The sequence below is a fragment of the Vibrio sp. MMG023 genome (assembly GCF_021654215.1).
GTDB classification, from domain to species: domain Bacteria; phylum Pseudomonadota; class Gammaproteobacteria; order Enterobacterales; family Vibrionaceae; genus Vibrio; species Vibrio jasicida.
In genome coordinates, this window is the sequence record NZ_JAKFZP010000003.1 from 393,768 (window position 1) to 413,032 (window position 19,265).

At 43.1% G+C, this 19,265-nt stretch carries 15 protein-coding genes and 1 tRNA gene; 14 read left to right on the forward strand and 2 right to left on the reverse strand.

Translation table 11 applies throughout. The features are described from left to right. Position 1 precedes the first annotated feature (1 nt). The 8 genes from tolB to L1076_RS11495 all read left to right on the forward strand — a co-directional run bounded on the left by tolB (position 2) and on the right by L1076_RS11495 (position 7,317). The gene (gene tolB, locus L1076_RS11460; protein WP_080869721.1) at positions 2-1,354 is read left to right on the forward strand and encodes a Tol-Pal system beta propeller repeat protein TolB; all 1,353 of its coding nucleotides are present in this window, start codon (positions 2-4) and stop codon (positions 1,352-1,354) included. Positions 1,355-1,384: 30 nt separating this feature from the next. Beyond that, positions 1,385-1,906: a peptidoglycan-associated lipoprotein Pal gene (pal, locus tag L1076_RS11465; protein ID WP_038866814.1), complete on the forward strand. Its 522-nt coding sequence runs from the start codon at positions 1,385-1,387 to the stop codon at positions 1,904-1,906. Positions 1,907-1,921: 15 nt separating this feature from the next. Beyond that, a complete protein-coding gene (ybgF, locus tag L1076_RS11470; protein ID WP_038866815.1) occupies positions 1,922-2,677 on the forward strand; it encodes a tol-pal system protein YbgF in 756 nt (251 codons plus the stop codon). A gap of 233 nt (positions 2,678-2,910) precedes the next feature. Further along, complete coding sequence (nadA, locus tag L1076_RS11475; RefSeq protein WP_061035584.1) at positions 2,911-3,972, forward strand: quinolinate synthase NadA; 1,062 nt, start codon at positions 2,911-2,913, stop codon at positions 3,970-3,972. Between the two features lie 132 nt (positions 3,973-4,104). Further along, the gene (locus L1076_RS11480) at positions 4,105-5,148 is read left to right on the forward strand and encodes an ion channel (protein ID WP_237303627.1); all 1,044 of its coding nucleotides are present in this window, start codon (positions 4,105-4,107) and stop codon (positions 5,146-5,148) included. After that, on the forward strand, positions 5,148-5,564 hold the full coding sequence (locus L1076_RS11485) for a DUF350 domain-containing protein (protein WP_038866820.1): 417 nt from the start codon (positions 5,148-5,150) through the stop codon (positions 5,562-5,564). The genes L1076_RS11480 and L1076_RS11485 overlap by 1 nt, the downstream gene beginning before the upstream one ends. 8 nt (positions 5,565-5,572) lie before the next feature. Next, on the forward strand, positions 5,573-6,142 hold the full coding sequence (locus L1076_RS11490; protein WP_038866823.1) for a DUF1190 domain-containing protein: 570 nt from the start codon (positions 5,573-5,575) through the stop codon (positions 6,140-6,142). 8 nt (positions 6,143-6,150) lie between these two features. Continuing rightward, complete coding sequence (locus L1076_RS11495; protein WP_237303628.1) at positions 6,151-7,317, forward strand: glutathionylspermidine synthase family protein; 1,167 nt, start codon at positions 6,151-6,153, stop codon at positions 7,315-7,317. 62 nt (positions 7,318-7,379) lie between these two features. Here the strand turns inward: L1076_RS11495 and L1076_RS11500 are convergent, their stop codons facing one another. After that, the gene (locus L1076_RS11500) at positions 7,380-7,991 is read right to left on the reverse strand and encodes a YecA family protein (protein ID WP_096030927.1); all 612 of its coding nucleotides are present in this window, start codon (positions 7,989-7,991) and stop codon (positions 7,380-7,382) included. A gap of 53 nt (positions 7,992-8,044) precedes the next feature. On the opposite strand from L1076_RS11500, the gene L1076_RS11505 reads away from it, so the two are divergent. The 4 genes from L1076_RS11505 to L1076_RS11520 all read left to right on the forward strand — a co-directional run bounded on the left by L1076_RS11505 (position 8,045) and on the right by L1076_RS11520 (position 12,505). Next, positions 8,045-10,465 (forward strand): hybrid sensor histidine kinase/response regulator, encoded by a 2,421-nt coding sequence (locus L1076_RS11505; protein WP_237303629.1) that lies wholly within the window; start codon positions 8,045-8,047, stop codon positions 10,463-10,465. 440 nt (positions 10,466-10,905) lie between these two features. Beyond that, on the forward strand, positions 10,906-11,355 hold the full coding sequence (locus L1076_RS11510) for an L-alanine exporter AlaE (protein WP_038875987.1): 450 nt from the start codon (positions 10,906-10,908) through the stop codon (positions 11,353-11,355). Between the two features lie 145 nt (positions 11,356-11,500). After that, positions 11,501-11,588 (forward strand) — tRNA-Ser (locus tag L1076_RS11515). Between the two features lie 368 nt (positions 11,589-11,956). Then, positions 11,957-12,505: a transglutaminase-like cysteine peptidase gene (locus tag L1076_RS11520; protein WP_050568809.1), complete on the forward strand. Its 549-nt coding sequence runs from the start codon at positions 11,957-11,959 to the stop codon at positions 12,503-12,505. A gap of 60 nt (positions 12,506-12,565) precedes the next feature. On the opposite strand, the gene L1076_RS11525 is transcribed toward L1076_RS11520, so the two are convergent. Next, complete coding sequence (locus L1076_RS11525) at positions 12,566-12,922, reverse strand: hypothetical protein (protein ID WP_038875989.1); 357 nt, start codon at positions 12,920-12,922, stop codon at positions 12,566-12,568. Between the two features lie 1,092 nt (positions 12,923-14,014). Between L1076_RS11525 and L1076_RS11530 the strand changes: the two genes are divergently transcribed. Beyond that, positions 14,015-15,025 carry an OmpA family protein gene (locus tag L1076_RS11530; RefSeq protein ID WP_237303630.1) on the forward strand — a complete coding sequence of 337 codons (1,011 nt, stop codon included), beginning with the start codon at positions 14,015-14,017 and terminating at the stop codon, positions 15,023-15,025. Positions 15,026-15,046: 21 nt separating this feature from the next. After that, positions 15,047-19,225, forward strand: coding sequence for a tandem-95 repeat protein (locus tag L1076_RS11535; protein WP_237303631.1), 4,179 nt, complete (start codon positions 15,047-15,049; stop codon positions 19,223-19,225). The last annotated feature ends 40 nt before the right edge of the window (positions 19,226-19,265 follow it).

Genomic DNA, 19,265 nt, shown 5'->3' on the forward strand with positions numbered 1-19,265 from the left:
CGTGATTAAACGCCTTTTACTAGGAATGTTTGTACTGCTTGGCAGTCTAACGAATGTGGCTCACGCTGCATTAGAGCTGGTGATTACCGATGGTATTGACTCAGCACGACCAATTGCTGTTGTTCCCTTTAAGTGGGAAGGCAGTGAGCCTCTTCCGACTGATATTTCCGCTGTGATTGCTTCTGACTTGCAACGCAGTGGTAAATTCAGCCCGGTACCGACCAGCAAAATGCCACAAACGCCAACCAACGAATCAGAAGTAAACTTTGATGCGTGGACCGGCTTGGGCGTAGATGCATTATTGACCGGTTCAATTAAGAAAAACGAACAAGGTAACTACGTGGTTAACTACCAGTTAGTTGACGTTGTTCGTGGCCAATTAACGAAGGGTCAGAGCAAAGCTCTCGGTGATGACGGAGAACTGGTTCTTTCCAAAGACCACGTGTTGTTTAACAAGGTAGCGACGGTAGAAGGCCCACGCATGCGTGAGTACGCTCACCGAATTGCGGACCTTGTCTACGAGCAATTGACTGGCGAACGCGGCGCATTTATGACTCGTATCGCTTATGTTGTTGTAAACGACAAAGATCGCTTCCCTTACCAGCTGCGTGTTGCTGATTACGATGGTTACAACGAACGTTTAGTACTTCAATCTAAACAGCCACTGATGTCTCCAGCATGGTCTCCTGATGGCCAGAAATTGGCTTACGTGAGTTTCCAGAACGGCCAAGCTGAGATCTTCATTATGAACATCTACACCGGCGAGCGAGAGAAGATTACGTCATACCCTCGTCACAATGGTGCGCCAAGATTTTCGCCTGACGGCAGTCAGTTAGCTTTGGTTCTTTCTAAGACCGGTTCACTTCAGGTTTACACGTTGGATCTGAAAACTCGTAAGCTGACACAAATTACGCGTGGCAGATCAAATAATACAGAACCGTACTGGCACCCTGATGGCAAATCACTGATTTTCACATCTGACAGGGGTGGTAAACCTCAGATTTATCAAGTAGATTTGGGCAGCGGTTCTACTAACCGTTTGACTTGGCAAGGCAGCCAAAACTTAGGTGGTCAAATCACTCCTGATGGTCGATTCCTTGTCATGGTGAATCGCAGTGATTCGGGCTTCAACTTGGCTAAGCAAGATTTGGAAACAGGTGCTCTTCAGGTACTAACAAAAACATTGCTTGATGAGTCTCCGAGCATTGCCCCAAATGGTGGCATGGTTATCTATAGCTCAATCTACAACAAGAAAAACGTACTATCGATGGTGTCAATTGATGGTCGATTTAAAGCTAGATTACCGGCAACAAATGGGCGTGTCAGAGCTCCCGCATGGTCACCGTTTTTGTAGTAATAAAATTGATTAATAAAGGAAAATAAGATGCAACTGAACAAGGTTCTAAAAGGACTGCTAATCGCGATTCCTGTGATGGCAATGACGGCTTGTAGCTCAAGTGATGACGCGGCTTCAAATACGGGTGCAGAAACCAACACTAGCGGTTCTGAAACAACAGTAGTAACGCCAATCGATCCAAACGGTCAATTGACAGAGCAAGAGCTAAAAGAGCAAGCACTACGCGAAACTCAAACTATTTACTTCGCATTTGATAACTCAACAATTGCAGGTGACTACGAAGAGATGCTAGCAGCTCACGCAGCTTACCTAAGCAAGAACCCTGCTCTTAAAGTGACAATCGAAGGTCACGCTGATGAACGTGGTACGCCAGAGTACAACATCGCACTAGGCGAGCGTCGTGCTGAAGCAGTATCAAACTACCTACAAGCGCTAGGTGTTCAAGCTGACCAAATCGCAATCGTTAGTTACGGTGAAGAGAAGCCACTTCTTCTAGGTCAATCAGAAGATGTTTACGCTAAAAACCGTCGCGCGGTTCTAGTATACTAATTCGAGGTAAACCTCATGTTCAGTAACACTAAGCGCGCTGTTACGCTTACGTTACTGGCAAGTGCAGCGAACTTCGCGTTCGCTGCACCAGCTCCAGTATCAGATCTCAACAGCACATCATCAGTATCAACTCGATCTTCTTCAGAATCAGATGTCGAGCGTTTAGAGCGCTTGCTGCAAAATCGCAACCGTGTTCAGCTCCAAATGCAAGAGCAAATTGACCAAATGTCACAAGAGATCAGTGATCTACGTGGTCAGTTAGAACGCAATAGCTACGAAATGCAGCAAATGTTAAAGCGTCAACGTGAGTTGTTTGTCGAGCTAGATCGTGTGCGTGGTGAAATGAAAGCTGCGCCAGTAAAAGAAACCAAGCCTGCAGAAACAGGTGGCAAATACACGTCCAACGCTGATGAGCAAACCGCTTATCAAGATGCCGTGGATTTGATCCTTAAGAAACGAGACTACACGGGCGCTATTGCGGCTTTCCAGCAGTTCCAAAAGGATTACCCGAACTCGACTTACTCAGCAAACTCCCACTACTGGCTAGGCCAGTTGTATTTTGCTAAGAAGCAAGACAAAGAAGCAACGAAGAGTTTTGCCGCTGTGGTTTCTTACAAAGATTCTAACAAGCGTGCAGACGCATTGGTTAAGCTAGGCGATATTGCTGAGCGTAACAATAATGCTGCGCAAGCGAAGAAATACTATCAGCAAGTTGTCGATGAATATGCCGGCAGTGCGTCAGCGAAAATCGCGAGCGCTAAGCTGAAGTAATAAAACTCATACATTGAGACTAATAAAGGGAGCTTCGGCTCCTTTTTTCTTGTTTGCTCGTTTTACTTCACTGGTTTTTCTTTGCAACAACCCAATTCTATTTTGTCGATAGAATAGTTATTTGCGTCAAAGATATACGGCTAGACTGCTAGAAATTCCCGCTCTGGGTTGGTTTTTGAAAATTAACAAGGTTACAATACTCGGATTAAAGGAAGTTGCGTAGAGCAAGAGCAATGAGCCACATATTAGATAAAATCGAGACAGTTTACCCATTCCCTCCAAAACCAATCCCATTAAGCCAAGAAGAAAAAGCCGATTACATCGAGCGAATCAAAAAGCTGCTTAAAGAGAAAGATGCCGTGCTTATCGCACACTACTACACCGATCCTGAGATCCAAGCATTAGCGGAAGAAACGGGTGGTTTTGTTGGTGATTCGTTAGAGATGGCGAAATTTGGTAACCGTCACCCAGCAAGCACATTGATCATTGGTGGTGTTCGCTTTATGGGCGAATCTGCAAAGATCTTAACACCAGAAAAACGCATTCTAATGCCAACACTAGAAGCGGAATGTTCACTTGACCTTGGCTGCCCAGCGGACAAGTTTAGCGAGTTTTGTGACGCTCACCCTGATCATACGGTCGTGGTATACGCAAACACTTCCGCGGCGGTTAAAGCACGCGCTGATTGGGTTGTAACGTCTAGTATTGCACTGGAGATCGTTGAACACCTAGACGCAGAAGATAAGCCAATCATTTGGGGCCCAGATCGTCACCTAGGTTCTTACATCGCAAACAAGACTGGCGCAGAAATGCTGTTGTGGCAAGGTGAGTGTGTAGTTCATGACGAGTTCTCTGCGGACGCACTGCGTAAGATGAAGAACGTATACTCGGATGCGGCAATCCTAGTGCACCCAGAATCACCAGCTAGCGTGGTTGAGCTGGCTGATGCGGTTGGTTCTACGAGTCAGCTTATCAAAGCGGCGAAAGAGCTACCTCATCAGAAAATGATTGTTGCAACCGATAAAGGCATCTTCTTTAAAATGCAACAACTGGTGCCAGAGAAAGAACTGATCGAAGCACCCACTGCTGGTGCGGGTGCGACTTGTCGCAGTTGTGCACACTGTCCTTGGATGGCAATGAACGGTCTTAAAGCGATTGAAAAAGCATTGAATGAAGGTGGTGAAGAGCACGAAATCTTCGTTGATGAAGCGTTGCGTGTGAAATCACTCATCCCATTGAACCGCATGCTAGACTTTGCTGAACAACTGAATATGCAAGTGAAAGGGAATGCATAGTCGTTCTGTCTGCCCAGACATCAGTTTGTTAAGACAAATCTCAAAAACCAGCCGAATTTGGCTGGTTTTTTTGTTTCTTACAATCAATGAGTTAGTATTTACTTATAGTAATCAGAAAGGAATCGGAAACTTATGGCTGTATGGCTAGTACTGAAAAAGTGGCTGAGCACCCACCTTTTCAAATTAAGCAACCGAAACCTTCTCATCATTAGCGGTAGCTACATTGGTATTTCTTGGCTGTTGCTGGCTCTCGCGGGGGAGCATGCACTTACCGACAGTTTCTCTAACTTCATTTATTACCTGATGGTGACTGCGTCGACGGTTGGTTATGGTGATCATTCACCAACGACGGATGCAGGGAAATGGGTCGTGGTTCTGTTTATCATTCCTGGTGGCTTGAGCTTGTTTGCGGCCATTTTGGGGCGTGTGGCAGGCGGTGCAATCGATTATTGGCGAGCGGGTATTTTAGGTAAACGGAGAGTAAGAGTGGAAAACCATATCGTATTGTTAGGGTGGAATGGCGCAAGGACCATGCACCTTATTCGTATGTTGCAGCATGAAGAAGCGGGTAAGCGTCCCATTGTGTTATGTAGCCGTTCTGACATAGAGAACCCGCTACCGGGTGAGATCGGTTTCATCAAGGTGAACAGTTACACCGATGCACAAGAGATGAAAAACGCCAACATCACCAGCGCCAACTGTATCATTGTTGATAATCTCACCGATGATATTACCCTCTCGGCCGCCTTGTATTGTGCCTCTGTGAATCCTGATGCACACTTGCTTGCCTACTTTAAAGATGATGCTTTAGGTAGATTGTTGAGCCAGCATTGTCCTAAAGCGGAGTGTATACCTGCCGTAGGTGCTGAGATGCTGGCGAAAGCAGCCGTGGACCCCGGTTCAAGTGCTCTACACCAAGAGTTATTAGCTTCTACTCGAGGTATGACGCAATACTCGGTGATTTACCCTGAAGATCAGGCGACAACCAGTGTCGAAAAGGTGTTCAGCTTCATTAAAAAGCATCATCAGGCCACATTGATCGCCTTCGATCTTGGCAATGGCATTGAGCTAAACCCTGAGCTCGAAGCAGAAGTGCCACCAAATACCAAGCTGTTCTACATTGCAGATGAGCGCATTGATAATTTTGCATGGAACGACATGAATAAGGACAAATAATGCACATGATTGCTGACCTGTTAGCAGGTTTTCCCAATTTTCTTCTCTACTTTTCCGTCTCGATTGTCTTCGTGCTAGCGTTTAAATTCGTCTACGTAAAACTGACGCCATACGATGAATGGCACCTAATCAAAGAAGAAAAAAACACCGCAGCAGCAGTCGCACTGAGTGGTGCTTTTCTTGGTTACTGCTTAGCCATTGCTGGAGCGGCAACGAACTCAGTCAATATTGTTGATTTTATGGTGTGGGGCGTTGTTGCCATGTTGGCTCAAATCATTGCTTTTGGCATTGTGCGATTCATTCTATTGCCTAAAGTCTCTGAGCGTATCGAGAACGACGAAGTACCCGCAGGTATTGTACTCGCGGGAGTCTCTATCTCTGTCGGCGTACTTAACGCAGCTTGCATGACTTACTAGGAGGGGCGATGAAACGCAGTTCCAACGTAAAACGATCTTCGATGGATAAAAGCTTCAAAGTTGGGCGAATCATCCCGTTTGTCGCTTTTGGTGGCATCTTCTTTCTGGCGACTCAAGAGTCAGAAACAGAAGGCTATATCTATGTTGATGCGGATGAATGCAAATCAGACGCGCCAGAATTCAGTGAACAATGTGAAATAGCGTACCAAGAAGCGATGGCGAGAGCAGAAGAAAACGCACCGCGCTATAACAACGAGTTTGAGTGTGAAGACGATTTCTATGAAGACGATTGTTATTACAGTTCACGTCACCGCTCGTATGTCCCGTTTGTTGGTGGCTACTTCTTTAGCCGCGCAGTGAGTGGCTTGAGTGGTTACAACAAGAGTTACTACTCAGAGCCGATGTATCGCTACAAGTCGAAGTATTACAACGGTGCAGGGCAGTTCTATGGTTCTTACCGTAACCAATCAACTAAAGTCGCAACCAGCAACTTAAATAAACGAGGTGGTGGCACGATAGGGCGCGCCATGTCCCGAGGTGGCTTTGGTAAAGCAGTCTCTGTTGGTCGAGGCGGTTAACAGCATTTATGTTTCGAAGAGAAATACAAGAAAGAGAAAACTGGCGTGATTTAGCACGCCAGTTTGGTTTTGGGTTTCATTCTATGTACGACCAACCTTATTGGGATGAGAGTGCGTACTATCAATTCACATTAGAGCAAATCGAACGAGATATAGAAGCGCCAACGGAGGAGCTTCATCAAATGTGCCTTGAAGTTGTGGATGAGGTGATTAGAAGTGAGCAGTTACTGACCCAATGCGCGATTCCGGAATCCATGTGGTCTCAGGTTGCTTCTTCTTGGCGAAGTAGAGAGCCGTCGCTTTATTCTCGGTTGGACTTTGCTTACAACGGTTCATCACCCGCAAAGCTTTTGGAAAACAACGCCGATACCCCCACATCCTTATTTGAAACGGGTTTTTGGCAGTGGGTGTGGTTAGAAGATGTCGTGAACAAAGGGCGTATCCATCAAAGAGCCGATCAATTCAACATCTTGCAAGATTTCTTGATTGAACGTTTTGCGGAAATCGCCAAATTGCAGCCAGGGCAAACGCTTCATTTCAGTTGTTGTAAATACACAGAAGAAGACAAAGGCACGGTCCAATATTTAGAAGACTGCGCTCGAGAAGCAGGACTGTCGACCGCGTTCGTCTACGTCGAAGATATTGGCGTAACGGAAGAAGGGCGTTTCGTCGATGCCGATGGCCGAGCGATTCGATGGATGTTTAAACTCTATCCATGGGAATTTATGTTTGAAGAGGAATACAGCCAATACTTGGCAACGGCGAGCGTGAACTGGTTAGAGCCGATGTGGAAATCTGTTCTGTCTAACAAAGCATTGCTTCCTTTGTTGTGGCAACGCTTTCCAAACCATCCTAATTTACTGCCGGCGTATTTTGCTAATGATCCAAAAGCGAACCGTTTGAAAGACTACGTCATCAAACCACTGTTTTCTCGCGAAGGCGCGAATATAGAGATTGTGAAGAATGGACAGCGTTTAGTGAAAACTCCTGGCCCCTATGAGTCGGCTCATAACATTGTTCAGCAGTACTACCCGTTACCCAAGTTTGGTCCTAGTCATACTTTAATTGGCAGTTGGTTAGTAAACGATAAAGCCGCGGGTATCTCTATTCGTGAAGACTGCAGTTTAGTTACCCAAGATATGGCGCGTTATATTCCCCATGTCATTCTAGATTGATCAAAAAAGCTCTCCGACTTGGAGAGCTTTTTCATTTAGTGTATTCAACAGAGCAGAGAATCTTACTCTTCTTCTGCCAGCATGACTCCACGCTGAGTCAAGCCGCCAAGCATCATTGGCATTGCATTGAAGATTTCTTCAAATTGCTCAAGACCTTCCATGCCTTGTTCTGCCAGTGTTGCGATCGTTGTTTCTGGATCGTACAGCATCGTCAGAGAAAGCAGAACGCCGCCCAGTAGCGCGCTGTCTTCGCTATCTTCTGGCATTAGGGTTTCCCAATCATCACGAGTCAACTGCCAACCCTGAAGGACACCTTCACAGAAATCACGCGTGTTTGCTGACACGATATCTTGATCATCCAACTCACAGCCTTCTGGCCATTGCCACGCGCCTTCTAGAAGCGCTGGACGAGTTTGGTTCCACATTTGAACAATCTCATCAATGTACTGTTCTAGTTGCTCGCCGTCTGTGAAGGGTGCTGTTTCTTCACCGCCCCATAGGAATGGCAGCCACTCTTGAGGGTTCAGCACGTTTGGCGCAGAAGCCATTGCCGTTACGAAGCCTTGAGTTTTCGCTAGGTTTAGTAGTTTTCCATCAAGTTCTGGAAGAGAAAGGATGTCTTGTAGTTTCAAAATAGAATACCATTTGTTAATGGGCTGGTTGGTTGCGCTCATATTACCAATCAATTAGTGATAAATCGATATTAGGGAATGATTCGGCTACATCTATGGAAATTCGCTCGTCACTCAGAAAAAAAAGCATTCTCGCCCTAACACTTTATTTGTGCTTCTTCATTGCTACGATTGGCTCTGTTGTGTATCTCGTTGTTGAGCCACCAGTTCGAAGCAAACTCGAACGTAATCTCGATTTGCGTACGCAGTTGTTGGCGTCTCAAATAGAAGAGCCGCTGACCAGCTCAGTTGGTCTGCTTAATAGTCTGGTAGGACTAGGGCAAACGCCTGAGCAGAGCATCTCCTTACAAAAGACGATTCCTCAACTCCTTCGTGTGAGTGACGACATCATTGTCAGTGGTGGCCTATGGCCGAAGCCAACCCTAGACGGTGCTCGTTGGCAATACACAAGCTTATTCTTCAATAAGAATGAAACGGGTGGGTTGGATCAGATCCACTCATACAACAATCCTGAATCTGGCGGTTACGACAACGAACCTTGGTATCAATCTGTGGCCAATGCGCCTTCAGGAACCGTCACTTGGTCTGGCGTGTACATCGATACTTTCACTCAGGTTCAAATGATTACGGCGTCTGCACCCTATTATGAAGATGGGCTATTTGCTGGCGTGGCAACAGTGGATCTCTCTTTAGAAGCTTTATTCCAATTTATTCGAGAGCATACAAATCAATATTCTTTAGGGGTGGTTATCCGTGACGCTGATTCGCAAGTCGTGATTGAGCACAATTTCCAACTCAGCAAAGACATTTACATCAGCCAATTAGACTTCGGAGCGTTCAATTGGCAGATGGACGTTGTTAACGCAAAGGTAAAAGTTGCCGATCAAGTGTTTGAACAAGTCATGAGTGTAGAGCGAGGTATTATTCCATTCTTATTGCTCTGTGTGCTGGTCGGATATTACTTGCTAAATCGATACATCGTTGAACCGATAGTGCGAATCGCTCAAAAAGTCGATGATTCTAAGACCGGAGGCATCATCGATATTGCTTATGATAGTGAGGATGAAATCGGCCACTTGGTGACTAAGTTTAACGAAAAAACCGTTTATTTAGAGCAAGAGAAGGTGAAGGCTCAGGCGTCTACCAATGCGAAAACTGCTTTTCTCGCAACACTCTCTCATGAGATCAGAACACCGATGAATGGTGTGCTAGGCACCGCGCAAATCTTGTTAAAGACGCCACTTACAGATGAGCAAAGAAAACACCTCAATACCTTGTATGATTCTGGCGATCATATGATGACGTTGCTTAACGAGATCCTCGATTACTCCAAAATAGAGCAAGGTCATATCGAGCTTGATAACACCCCATTTCCTATCGAGTCCATTCTCGGCAGTATTAACAGTGTTTACCACACACTTTGTGCTGAAAAGGGCCTACAGTTCCGAGTGGTCTCAAATGTTCCACAAGGGCGATGGTACAACAACGATAAAGCACGCCTTCGCCAAGTACTGTTTAACCTTCTTAATAATGCCGTGAAATTTACGGATCGCGGTTTTGTTGAAGTTGAGTTGGAAGAACAGATACAGAGCGATCACGCTAAGCTTATTATCACCGTCAAAGACTCTGGAATTGGCATTCATCCCGATGCGCAAAAACGAATTTTCCGACCGTTTGAGCAAGCCGAGTCCTCAACGATGCGTCGATTTGGTGGAACGGGTTTAGGGTTAGCGATTGTTAAGCAGATCTCTGAACACATGAAAGGTGGCATTAGCGTTCAAAGCCAAGAATGTATTGGCACCAAGTTTGTGGTGGAACTGGAGCTCAGTCCGTGTGAAGCCGGTGTTTCGGAATCGACCAACACACATAAGCTTGATTGCCAAGGTTTACACGCTCTGATCGTCGAAGACAATCGAACCAATACCATCATTATGGAAACCTTTTTACGAGCCAAAGGCTTTACGTGCGTGTGTGTGGAGAATGGACAGCAAGCGGTCGAGCAGGTCGCCAAGCAAGAGTTCGATTTGGTCTTAATGGATAACCATATGCCAGTGCTCGATGGGGTAGGGGCAATCGCTGTGATTCGTTCTATGGACTCGCCTGCAAAATCTGTGTTGATCTTCGGTTGTACAGCCGATGTATTTAAAGAGACACAAGAGCGGATGCTCGATGTTGGTGCCAACCACATTATTGCTAAACCTATTGTTGAGTCTGAGTTGGATGATGCCTTGTATCGCCATTCTTCAATCCTCTACCAATATCAAAATAAGCAGGGAGACGAGCCAGCGAAGCCGCGTAATGTAGAGGCATTGCTTTTGAATTTTTACATGGCGTTAGATGATGGCAACTTAGAACAAGCGATGACAACGCTCGCTCATATTTTTGATAGTGTTCAACCGAGCGTCACGCAGGAGTTAAGAGGCGTGATCGAACGTATTGAAAGTCACTTGATCAACGCATTATCTCCTGAACAAGAAGACATCGATCAGCTCACCATTTTATTGGCAGATCAATAACCTCACTCATAAAGAGAAAGCCGCTTGAACAGAGGTTCGAGTTGCTTCTTCTGTCCTTGTCCATTCATAAAATCTCACAAACTTCGCATTTACTCTGAAAATCCTTCTCCAAGTAGCATAAGCCGATCTTTTTGAAATTCGCTTACCAGACATTCGTCTGGTTTTTTGTGTTTTAGCGCGAGCTAAGTCGTTCGTTGGTAAGTGAATTACGTTTTTTAACTTCATTTTAGGTCCTTTAGCGGTACCTTTTATTGTTTTTGGTGAAAGCTGCTACTTTTAGTCTTAAAGTTGGTTATTAATTTACAACTGAGATTTTAAAACGGAATCATAAACTGAAAATATTGTGTTCTAATAGCGCCATTAACTGCTATTTGGTTTTAAATGCAGTAAATCATTTTATAGATGTCGTTTTTAATAGTGTTTGATTTTAGAGGTTGTAAATGAAGTCTCGTGGACCATTTTGTATTCGTAACGCCGCAGCGGATACCTTTGCTATGGTGGTTTTTTGTTTTATCACAGGGATGATCATTGAGATTTTGATCTCGGGTATGACGTTCGAGCAGTCTTTGGCATCGCGTACGTTGTCTATTCCGGTCAACATCGCAATTGCATGGCCTTATGGCATGTTCCGTGACTGGGTATTGCGCCAAGGCAACAAGCTTTCACCTTCATCTTTCATGAAGAACGTATCTGACTTGATGGCCTACGTGCTATTCCAATCTCCGGTTTATGCGGGCATTCTGCTGGCTGTAGGCGCTTCTACTGACCAAATTATCACAGCAGTAGCGAGTAACGCAGTTGTGTCTTGTGGTATGGGTGTACTTTACGGTTACTTCCTTGACCAATGCCGCCGTTGGTTCCGAGTACCTGGCTACTATCAAGAAGCATAATTGCCCCTGTTTTATGCAATTTAGCTAGATAGTGAGCAAACAAACGCAAAAGGGCGCTTTTTTTTCGTGTTTAGCCTTGACCATCAGGCACATAATCATTAAATTAGCGCCTCGTTAGCCAATGATGCTAACCACAATTTGATTCGGTGAGTTGTCCGAGTGGCTGAAGGAGCACGCCTGGAAAGTGTGTATACGGCAACGTATCGAGAGTTCGAATCTCTCACTCACCGCCACATTCATAAAAAAAGACGTCTTAGGACGTCTTTTTTTGTATCAAATTTTACCTATCAACAAGGTCCATATCTCTCAATAAAATCCACTGCCTGAATCAATGGCGCGATAAAACACGGTTGATTAAAGTTCTTGCCTCAATTGATCGTATAGTAACAAGGTTTAGAGGAGAGGCATTAATTGTTAATTAATGTGGTCTTTCTCATAGCTTGGTTTCGTACCATTGGGTTTAAACAACATAAGCGTTCTCAAAAACTAATAAACAACTATAAAACTGGTAAAGCGTCATAGAGTTAAAGTTTAAGATTGCTTACGAGTTTATCTTCTACAATTAAAACTACGTGAACCTTGAGTGTTAAAGTTGAAGGTTATGATGATTGTCAGGTTTATTTTGGTTTTCTCTATATACTCTACAAACAGCGTTCTTTGCTTTGCGCAAGGCGTTGAAACGCTCATGTATACTCAGTCAACATACCAGAGAATTCAGTATGTTGAAGATGCAGTTCTCTGGGGAATCAGTGATTATTGGGCGACTCCGGTTGAGACATTAACAAAACAACAAGGGGATTGCGAAGATATCGCTATTGCTAAATACTTTTCGTTGTTAAACAAGCGTGTCCCTAAAGAAAAACTGAGATTAGTTTACGTGCTAAAAGGTGACTCCGTACATATGGTATTGGAATATTTCGAGGGTGACCTGATATATGTTCTTGACAGCAGATATGAGCAGATTTATTTGGCAGATAGGTATTATAAGGGGACACGATTAGCATCATTTAACCATGATTACTTATGGGTTAATGAACATGTGTTTAGAATTACTGAAATCACTTTGCATAAATGGTCAGAACTGTTAGATAAAATGGATTTCAGGCATCAAGCCAGATTTAAAGAGTTAGAAACGGAAGTTTTTAGATAGTGGGTTATATCACTATTAAATTGGATTATAAGCTTCCGTTTGAGCCACTTAACGGCAGACTCAAAATTGCTCTTCAAGGAAAATATCGCATACACGAATTGCTGTAGTCTTACAAAACATAGGCGATAGTAATGCAATCATTTCGGGTTTGTGGGTGCAAACGGTTTTAAGTGAGCCTAATTGAGCACTTTTTTCATGCTGGTGCCACTCTTTGATTTTCTGATAAACCTCTTTTTCAGAACTTATATTCTTTAGTGAATGCTCTAATATATTAAAAGCGTTCATTAATTTTCCTTCCAGAACAAAATTCTGATGTTTTCTAGTTTCTTTGAATAGGTAAACAGACGTTACCCACCCAGATAAGCTAAGAGAAAGCATTAACCACACAGATAAAGCGTTACTAAATTTCGTCTTCATATAAAGTCTTCTTGTTCATTTTTTGTGCGTACTGTTCACAAAATTTTACATATTCTCACCTTTTTGATTTTGATATCAATAGCGTTTGGTTATTTTTATGTCAGGTTAGTTTGAAAATATTATCAGAGTCTATTTTTTGCTTTTTACAAAATCTAGTTGTGATTTTATAACTTCATGTTTTTAAAGCATAAGGATGCGTTATTCATATATGAGATACATTAGTTTCTTAATTGTGAGATAGGTGTCTTAATGGTAGGTGAATGTTATTTTTCAAATTTGATTATTTACTCTAATTGAGGTTTGAGTAAAATTATTGTTAATTAAAGTCGGTAATAGAAAATAAATATAATTAAAACAAAGAGGTAGCTCAATATTATGTTTTTCGAAAGTACTAAAGGAAATTTCTTTTCATTGACAATGGTAATCATTAGCCTTTCTGGTTGGATTACTTCAGTGTACTTATATAACGATTTACTAAGGTATCAGTTACGAGTGTCTGAAGGGAAAATAATTAATGCTTACAACATCTTAGCCTCTGCTTTTAAGCGCTCGATTTCAGAAGATGAAATCTATTCGACGGTAAATGATTGGGTGCTTAAGGGGGACAGTGCTGAAGTCGGTTCTTTGACTACAATGTGTGATAACAATCCTTCCGTTTTGGTGAAAATGTCCCCTGCCTTTACAGAAACATCTATTCTAAGAGTGTGCAGCACTATCAAACGATAATGCACCTCATTATCAGTCTTAAAGTTAAGACTCGACCTAATTGAACCTTGTTTTTTTTATTTTTATTGATATTTTGCTTACTTTCTAATCTTAAAACTAACCAAGTTTTACGTTTCTAGATGTTAAGTAACAATTGCTACATAAAGAAAACTCTCTAACTCACTGTTATATAAGTTTAATTTCACCTTTCTTTCTTAGTTATTGCTAGTTTAGTTTTTTCTTATGTTTTTTTGTGAAGTAAGAAGCTAATTTGAAATAAAAACGCTTCTCTAACAGCATGTTGAGAATACTTTGCTATATTTTTTATAAGCATATCGGTGTACATACGATAAATCCATTTAAGTGAATGATGTATGGTAGATAAATATGAGAATGACCAATAGACATATTTTGTGTGTCTTAACTTTTGTTTCCACAAGCTTTCCATTGCAAGCATCCGAAAGTGATTCCCAGCAATATTGGTATGTTGGTGGAGGTGTTGGGATCGGTGATTATGGGGATGTAAAGAATAAAGATGCCTATGACAGTGCGACCTCTCGCTTTGCCGGGGATGCACACTTGGGGTTTGCTATAAACAAATACCTTTCTTCTGAACTTAGCTATCAGTACTTAGGAAGTGCGTATGCTAAGTACCCGCAAGGCGAGATCGATGGGGAGTTCCAACAACTTGTGTTGAGTGCCAAAGTTGGTTATCCATTGGATAGCGCTTTTTATCCATATGCACGAGTCGGTGGGGCGGCATGGTTTGGTGAAAGCCGCGGACTTAGAGAGGCGGATGAGCAAGGGTTTGCGCCAGTTATAGGTGCGGGCATCGAATATGCCTTTAGCTCTTCATTAGTGGCTCGGTTAGATTACCAGTACACGGATAGCCTCGGTGATGAGAACGTTGGTTACACTAACCACCATCTGTTGACAGTAGGCTTTGATTGGCGCTTTGGCTTTATAAAAGAGCAAACCGAGGCTGTTGTTGTAATGCCAATAGAAGAGATCGAGATAAAAGAAACAAAAACTTTTGTGTACTCTGAACAAAAACAGAACCACCTTTTTGCGTTTGATTCAAGCCGGTTAAATAACACTGCAGCATTTTCTGATGTTTTGGAATTTTTGGAGCAACACCCTGAAGTTAGTATTGTGATCGAAGGGCATACCGATAATGTTGGCTCTGAGCATTATAACCAACAACTGTCTGAAGACCGCGCTAATGCAGTTAAAGATTACTTAGTCTCTGAAGGAATAATTGAAACGAGAATTTCTACTCTTGGTAGAGGTGAAGAAAGTCCAGTTGCTAATAATGACACCTCGGACGGACGTGCGATGAACCGTCGTATTGAGATTACTATCCCTGATGTTGTTGTTTCTACAGAAACTGAAAGGTAAGAATTTAAAGTTGGAGAAAGTATGCCTAATAGGAAGTTTTTACCATTAATGGTAACCGTTTTAGCAACGATGGTGGTTGGCTGTGACGGAGACGATAAAAAAGACCAGTTTTTAGAACCTGAACAAAAAGTGACTCGTTTGGTTGCATTTCCTCAGGCTTTTGTCTTGAAAAAAGGTCAAGTTCAGAGCGTAAACATTTCGAATTCAGTGTTGGCTGAAAACGTACCTAACTGGAAGTTAACATCGCTAGATGACAAGAGCGAGTTGGGAGAAGTTTTATCCCAAGACGAGCGATCGTTTGACTATTCTGTCGAAAACGCCGGAGTAGGACACTTAAATTATACGGTTAGCGACAGAAATTTAACCTCAAGCTCACAAGTTGTGTTGGCTGTTAATGATGGAAGTACGGTTGGGAATAACCCACCAGTTGCCCAAAATATCACGTTAGAAACAAACGACGGCTCTAATGTTAGCGTGGACTTACGCAACTTTATTTCAGATGAAGATGGCGATACGTTACAAATAACGAGTCTTATCTCTGGAACGGGACGTTTCGTATTGGCTGAAGATGGTTACCAAGTAACCTTTACGCCAGGTGATTATGTTGGAATTGATCAAGCAGTCTATAGTGTTGATGATGGGAAAGGAGGCTACGCTTTAGCGTATATCATTGTAAATGCAGGTGACTCAACCAGCGCCAACACCCCACCGGAAGCGGAAGATCAAGCGGTAACAATGGATGTTGCAGATCAGGCGAATATTAACATCGATTTATCAGATTTGGTGAGCGATGCCGATGGTGATACTTTGGCTGTTGATAATCTATACAGCACCAACAACCGAGCAATATTATCCAGTAATAACAACGTAGTATATACGCCTGGAGATTTTCGTGGTGTCGATCAATTTACTTACAAAGTAACAGATGGACGCGGCGCGAATGCGCTTGCAACCATTACAGTGACGGTAGTTGATTCTGCAGTTCAACCAGAAGAACCAACACTCACAGCTTATCCTCAGACACTCAGTGTGGAACAAGGTGCCTCTGTGATTGTAAACGTCAGTCAATCTGTAACTTTCAATAATATTGATGGATGGGAACTGACGAGTGTTGAAGATGAAACGGGTTTGGGTGTGGTATCGGATGTCAACTCACCATCGTTCAACTATCAAGCACAAACTCCAGGTGTTGCTACCCTAAATTACAGAGTCAATGGTGGTGATTTAGAAAGCATGTCAACCATTATTGTCGTGATTAATGGACCTCCATCTCCGGACAATACACCACCAGTAGCCAAGAATATTGCGTTAACAACAACTAACGATACAAGTGTAAGCGTAAATCTGGCTGACCAAGTGTCCGATACTGATGGTGATGCATTAGTTATTAGTAGCTTGATTTCTGCTTCAGGTAGATTTTCATTGAATGGTGACACAGTTACGTTTACCCCAAATGGTTTTGTTGGCGTGGATCAAGCGTCTTACATTGTTGAAGATGGAAAGGGAGGGTTTGCTTCAGCTTATGTGGTTGTAAACTCGGAAGACTCAAATCCATTATCACCAAATTCACCGCCAGAAGCGCAAGATTATAGTTATGTATTGGATGCAAATGTTCTACCGACTTGGACGTTTGATCTAATAGATTTAAATCTTATTTCTGATGCGGATGGTGATCTATTAACCATTGAAAACATCTACAGCACCGATGGCAGAGCAGTTAAAGTTGGTGATACAGGAATAAGTTATTCTCCCGGTAGTTTCCGAGGGCTAGATCAATTCACCTATACGGTCGTTGATGGCAATGGAGGCACAGCGATTGGCTCAATAAATGTAGCTGTGAATGACTCAACACCAGATAACACAATTCCGACAGCAGGTGCTATTTCTACAACAATGTCAGACACTGAACTTTCGAAAACAATTTCAGTGTCTGGAAGCGTGTCAGATGCCGATGGAGACCCGTTAGAAATAGTTGACCTTATTGCATCTATTGGTGAGGTGAATGTAAATCCGGACAATCCGCTAGAGATAATCTATGAGCCAAATGGCTTTGTGGGTGAAGATAAGTTCGTATACGTGATCAGCGATGGCCAAGGTGGATTGGCAATGGCAACAGTAACGGTCACAGTTGTTCAAAGTAACCCTAACCCACCGGTAGCGAATATTGTACAAATAGAAACTACACCTGATTTAGCAAAAACGGTTGATCTATCTGCTTATATATCAGACAGCGAAACACCAACGTCTGAATTGTTGATTACCAATGTAACGTCAGCAACCTCACCCGCAGTAGTAACATTGAACGGACAATCAATCACGTATACTCCAAACGGATATATTGGTGTAGATACGTTAATATATAAAGTATCTGATGGGGAATTGACTGATACTGGTGATATTGTAATTATATCCTCACCAGACGCAGGCCATGACCTCAATGCCAATGACGTCAGTGTGACTACTGACGCCGGTGTAACCGTCGAGATTGACTTAAGTTCACAGATCAGTACATCTGACACAACTGCAGAACCACTAATACTCGTAAGTGCTGTTGGTGCATCTCTAGGTGACGTAGTTATTGATGATGCCAACAAGAAGCTGATCTACACGCCCAAGGTAGGAGACTATGGTAAGGATGTCTTTGTATACAATATTAAAGACAGTCATGAACCAGCTCATTTTGCACAAGGCTTAGTGTCTGTTGATATCTTACCACCACCTCTGCCCGAGATTACATCTCTAACTGTTTCAGGCATACCTACAATTGGCGGCGTGCTCAGTTCAAATGTGATTTGTACAACCTGTAATGCCTCACAGTATGAATATGAGTGGAGCATTGATGGATTGGTTGTTGCGACAACATCAACATATGCATATCAAGCTACAAACCCAGATTTGAGCATTCGCTTAGAGGTCACCGGACGAGACATTTATGGTCAAACGACTTCTGAGTACAGTGTTTACAGAGTTAGCGTCACAACAGAAATCTACTCAGCAAGTCGCTCTTTTGCAGCGCTAAAAAATGATGGCTCTGTAGTTACTTGGGGAACCGGTTTGGGGGCTGACAGTTCTGGTGTGGACTTATCTAGTGAAGTCGAGACGATATACTCAAACCAAACGGACTATGCTGCGCTGAAAAGTGATGGCTCTGTAGTTACGTGGGGAAGAGGGTTTACTGGTGGCGATAGCAGTAGCGTTAGCACTGAGCTTAGTGAGGGTGTAGTTAAAATATATGCAGCAGACTTTGCTTTCGTGGCGATAAAAAATGATGGTCAAGTTGTTACATGGGGTTCTGCCGATGATGGTGGCGATAGTAGTGGTGCTGACCTTACAGGTACCGTGTTGGACATAGCGTCGGTTTCTAGAGGCTTTGCCGCCTTGAAAGAAGATGACACCGTAGAGACATGGGGAAGAGCCTTACCAAACAGAACGAGTGGGGTTGATTACAATACGGGTGTTAAAGAAGTCTATGCCAATGGCGTAGGATTTGTAGGAATAAAATACGACGGAACCCTAAGCTATTGGGGGCAAGGGGATGGCATGACAACCTTCCTAACGTTGGATTTTTCTGCAGGAGTGAAAGACATAATGTCAACGAGCAACTCGTTTCTAACTCTTCTGGGCGACAACTCTGTTTTGGCGTGGGGCTCAAGCAGTCGAGCAGGTGTAATTCCAGCTACAGTTGATACTACCAATGTTAGAAGTGTATATTCAAACACCAATAAATTTGCTCTGTTAAGATGGGACAAAACCGTTTCTTCGTGGCAATTTTCTACTGAAGACACCTTTCCTCTGACATTGACAAATATCGAGACTGTTATTCCCACTAATAGTAACTCTGGTTTCTCTGCTATTGCTGGAGATGGCTCAGTTTATGCTTGGGGAAGCGATTTTACCGATGGACAGGTTTCTGGTGTGAGCCTCCTACCAGACGCAGTAATCAGAGCAACAAATGAGGCTTTTGCTGCGATAGACCAAAATGGAGATGTGGTTACCTGGGGTGACCGAAATAAAGGCGGGCAGGTACCTAACTCTGTAAACAATGAAGGTAATGGTATTCGAAGCCTTTATTCTAGCTTAGACTCATTTATGGTTATAAAAAATGATTGGAGTGTTGAAACATGGGGTACATTATCTGATGATCCCCCTGCATTAGCCCAACCATATATAGCGATAGTCGAAACATCTATTGCGCCTTAGAAAACTCACTCTTAAAAAAAGGAAGCTATTTAGCTTCCTT

Coding starts and splice junctions, on each gene's coding strand:
- pal (WP_038866814.1), top strand. CDS start 1,385: ATGCAACTGAACAAGGTTCTAAAAGGACTGCTAATCGCGATTCCTGTG.
- ybgF (WP_038866815.1), top strand. CDS start 1,922: ATGTTCAGTAACACTAAGCGCGCTGTTACGCTTACGTTACTGGCAAGT.
- nadA (WP_061035584.1), top strand. CDS start 2,911: ATGAGCCACATATTAGATAAAATCGAGACAGTTTACCCATTCCCTCCA.
- L1076_RS11480 (WP_237303627.1), top strand. CDS start 4,105: ATGGCTGTATGGCTAGTACTGAAAAAGTGGCTGAGCACCCACCTTTTC.
- L1076_RS11485 (WP_038866820.1), top strand. CDS start 5,148: ATGCACATGATTGCTGACCTGTTAGCAGGTTTTCCCAATTTTCTTCTC.
- L1076_RS11490 (WP_038866823.1), top strand. CDS start 5,573: ATGAAACGCAGTTCCAACGTAAAACGATCTTCGATGGATAAAAGCTTC.
- L1076_RS11495 (WP_237303628.1), top strand. CDS start 6,151: ATGTTTCGAAGAGAAATACAAGAAAGAGAAAACTGGCGTGATTTAGCA.
- L1076_RS11500 (WP_096030927.1), bottom strand. CDS start 7,991: ATGAGCGCAACCAACCAGCCCATTAACAAATGGTATTCTATTTTGAAA.
- L1076_RS11505 (WP_237303629.1), top strand. CDS start 8,045: ATGGAAATTCGCTCGTCACTCAGAAAAAAAAGCATTCTCGCCCTAACA.
- L1076_RS11510 (WP_038875987.1), top strand. CDS start 10,906: ATGAAGTCTCGTGGACCATTTTGTATTCGTAACGCCGCAGCGGATACC.
- L1076_RS11520 (WP_050568809.1), top strand. CDS start 11,957: ATGATGATTGTCAGGTTTATTTTGGTTTTCTCTATATACTCTACAAAC.
- L1076_RS11525 (WP_038875989.1), bottom strand. CDS start 12,922: ATGAAGACGAAATTTAGTAACGCTTTATCTGTGTGGTTAATGCTTTCT.
- L1076_RS11530 (WP_237303630.1), top strand. CDS start 14,015: ATGAGAATGACCAATAGACATATTTTGTGTGTCTTAACTTTTGTTTCC.
- L1076_RS11535 (WP_237303631.1), top strand. CDS start 15,047: ATGCCTAATAGGAAGTTTTTACCATTAATGGTAACCGTTTTAGCAACG.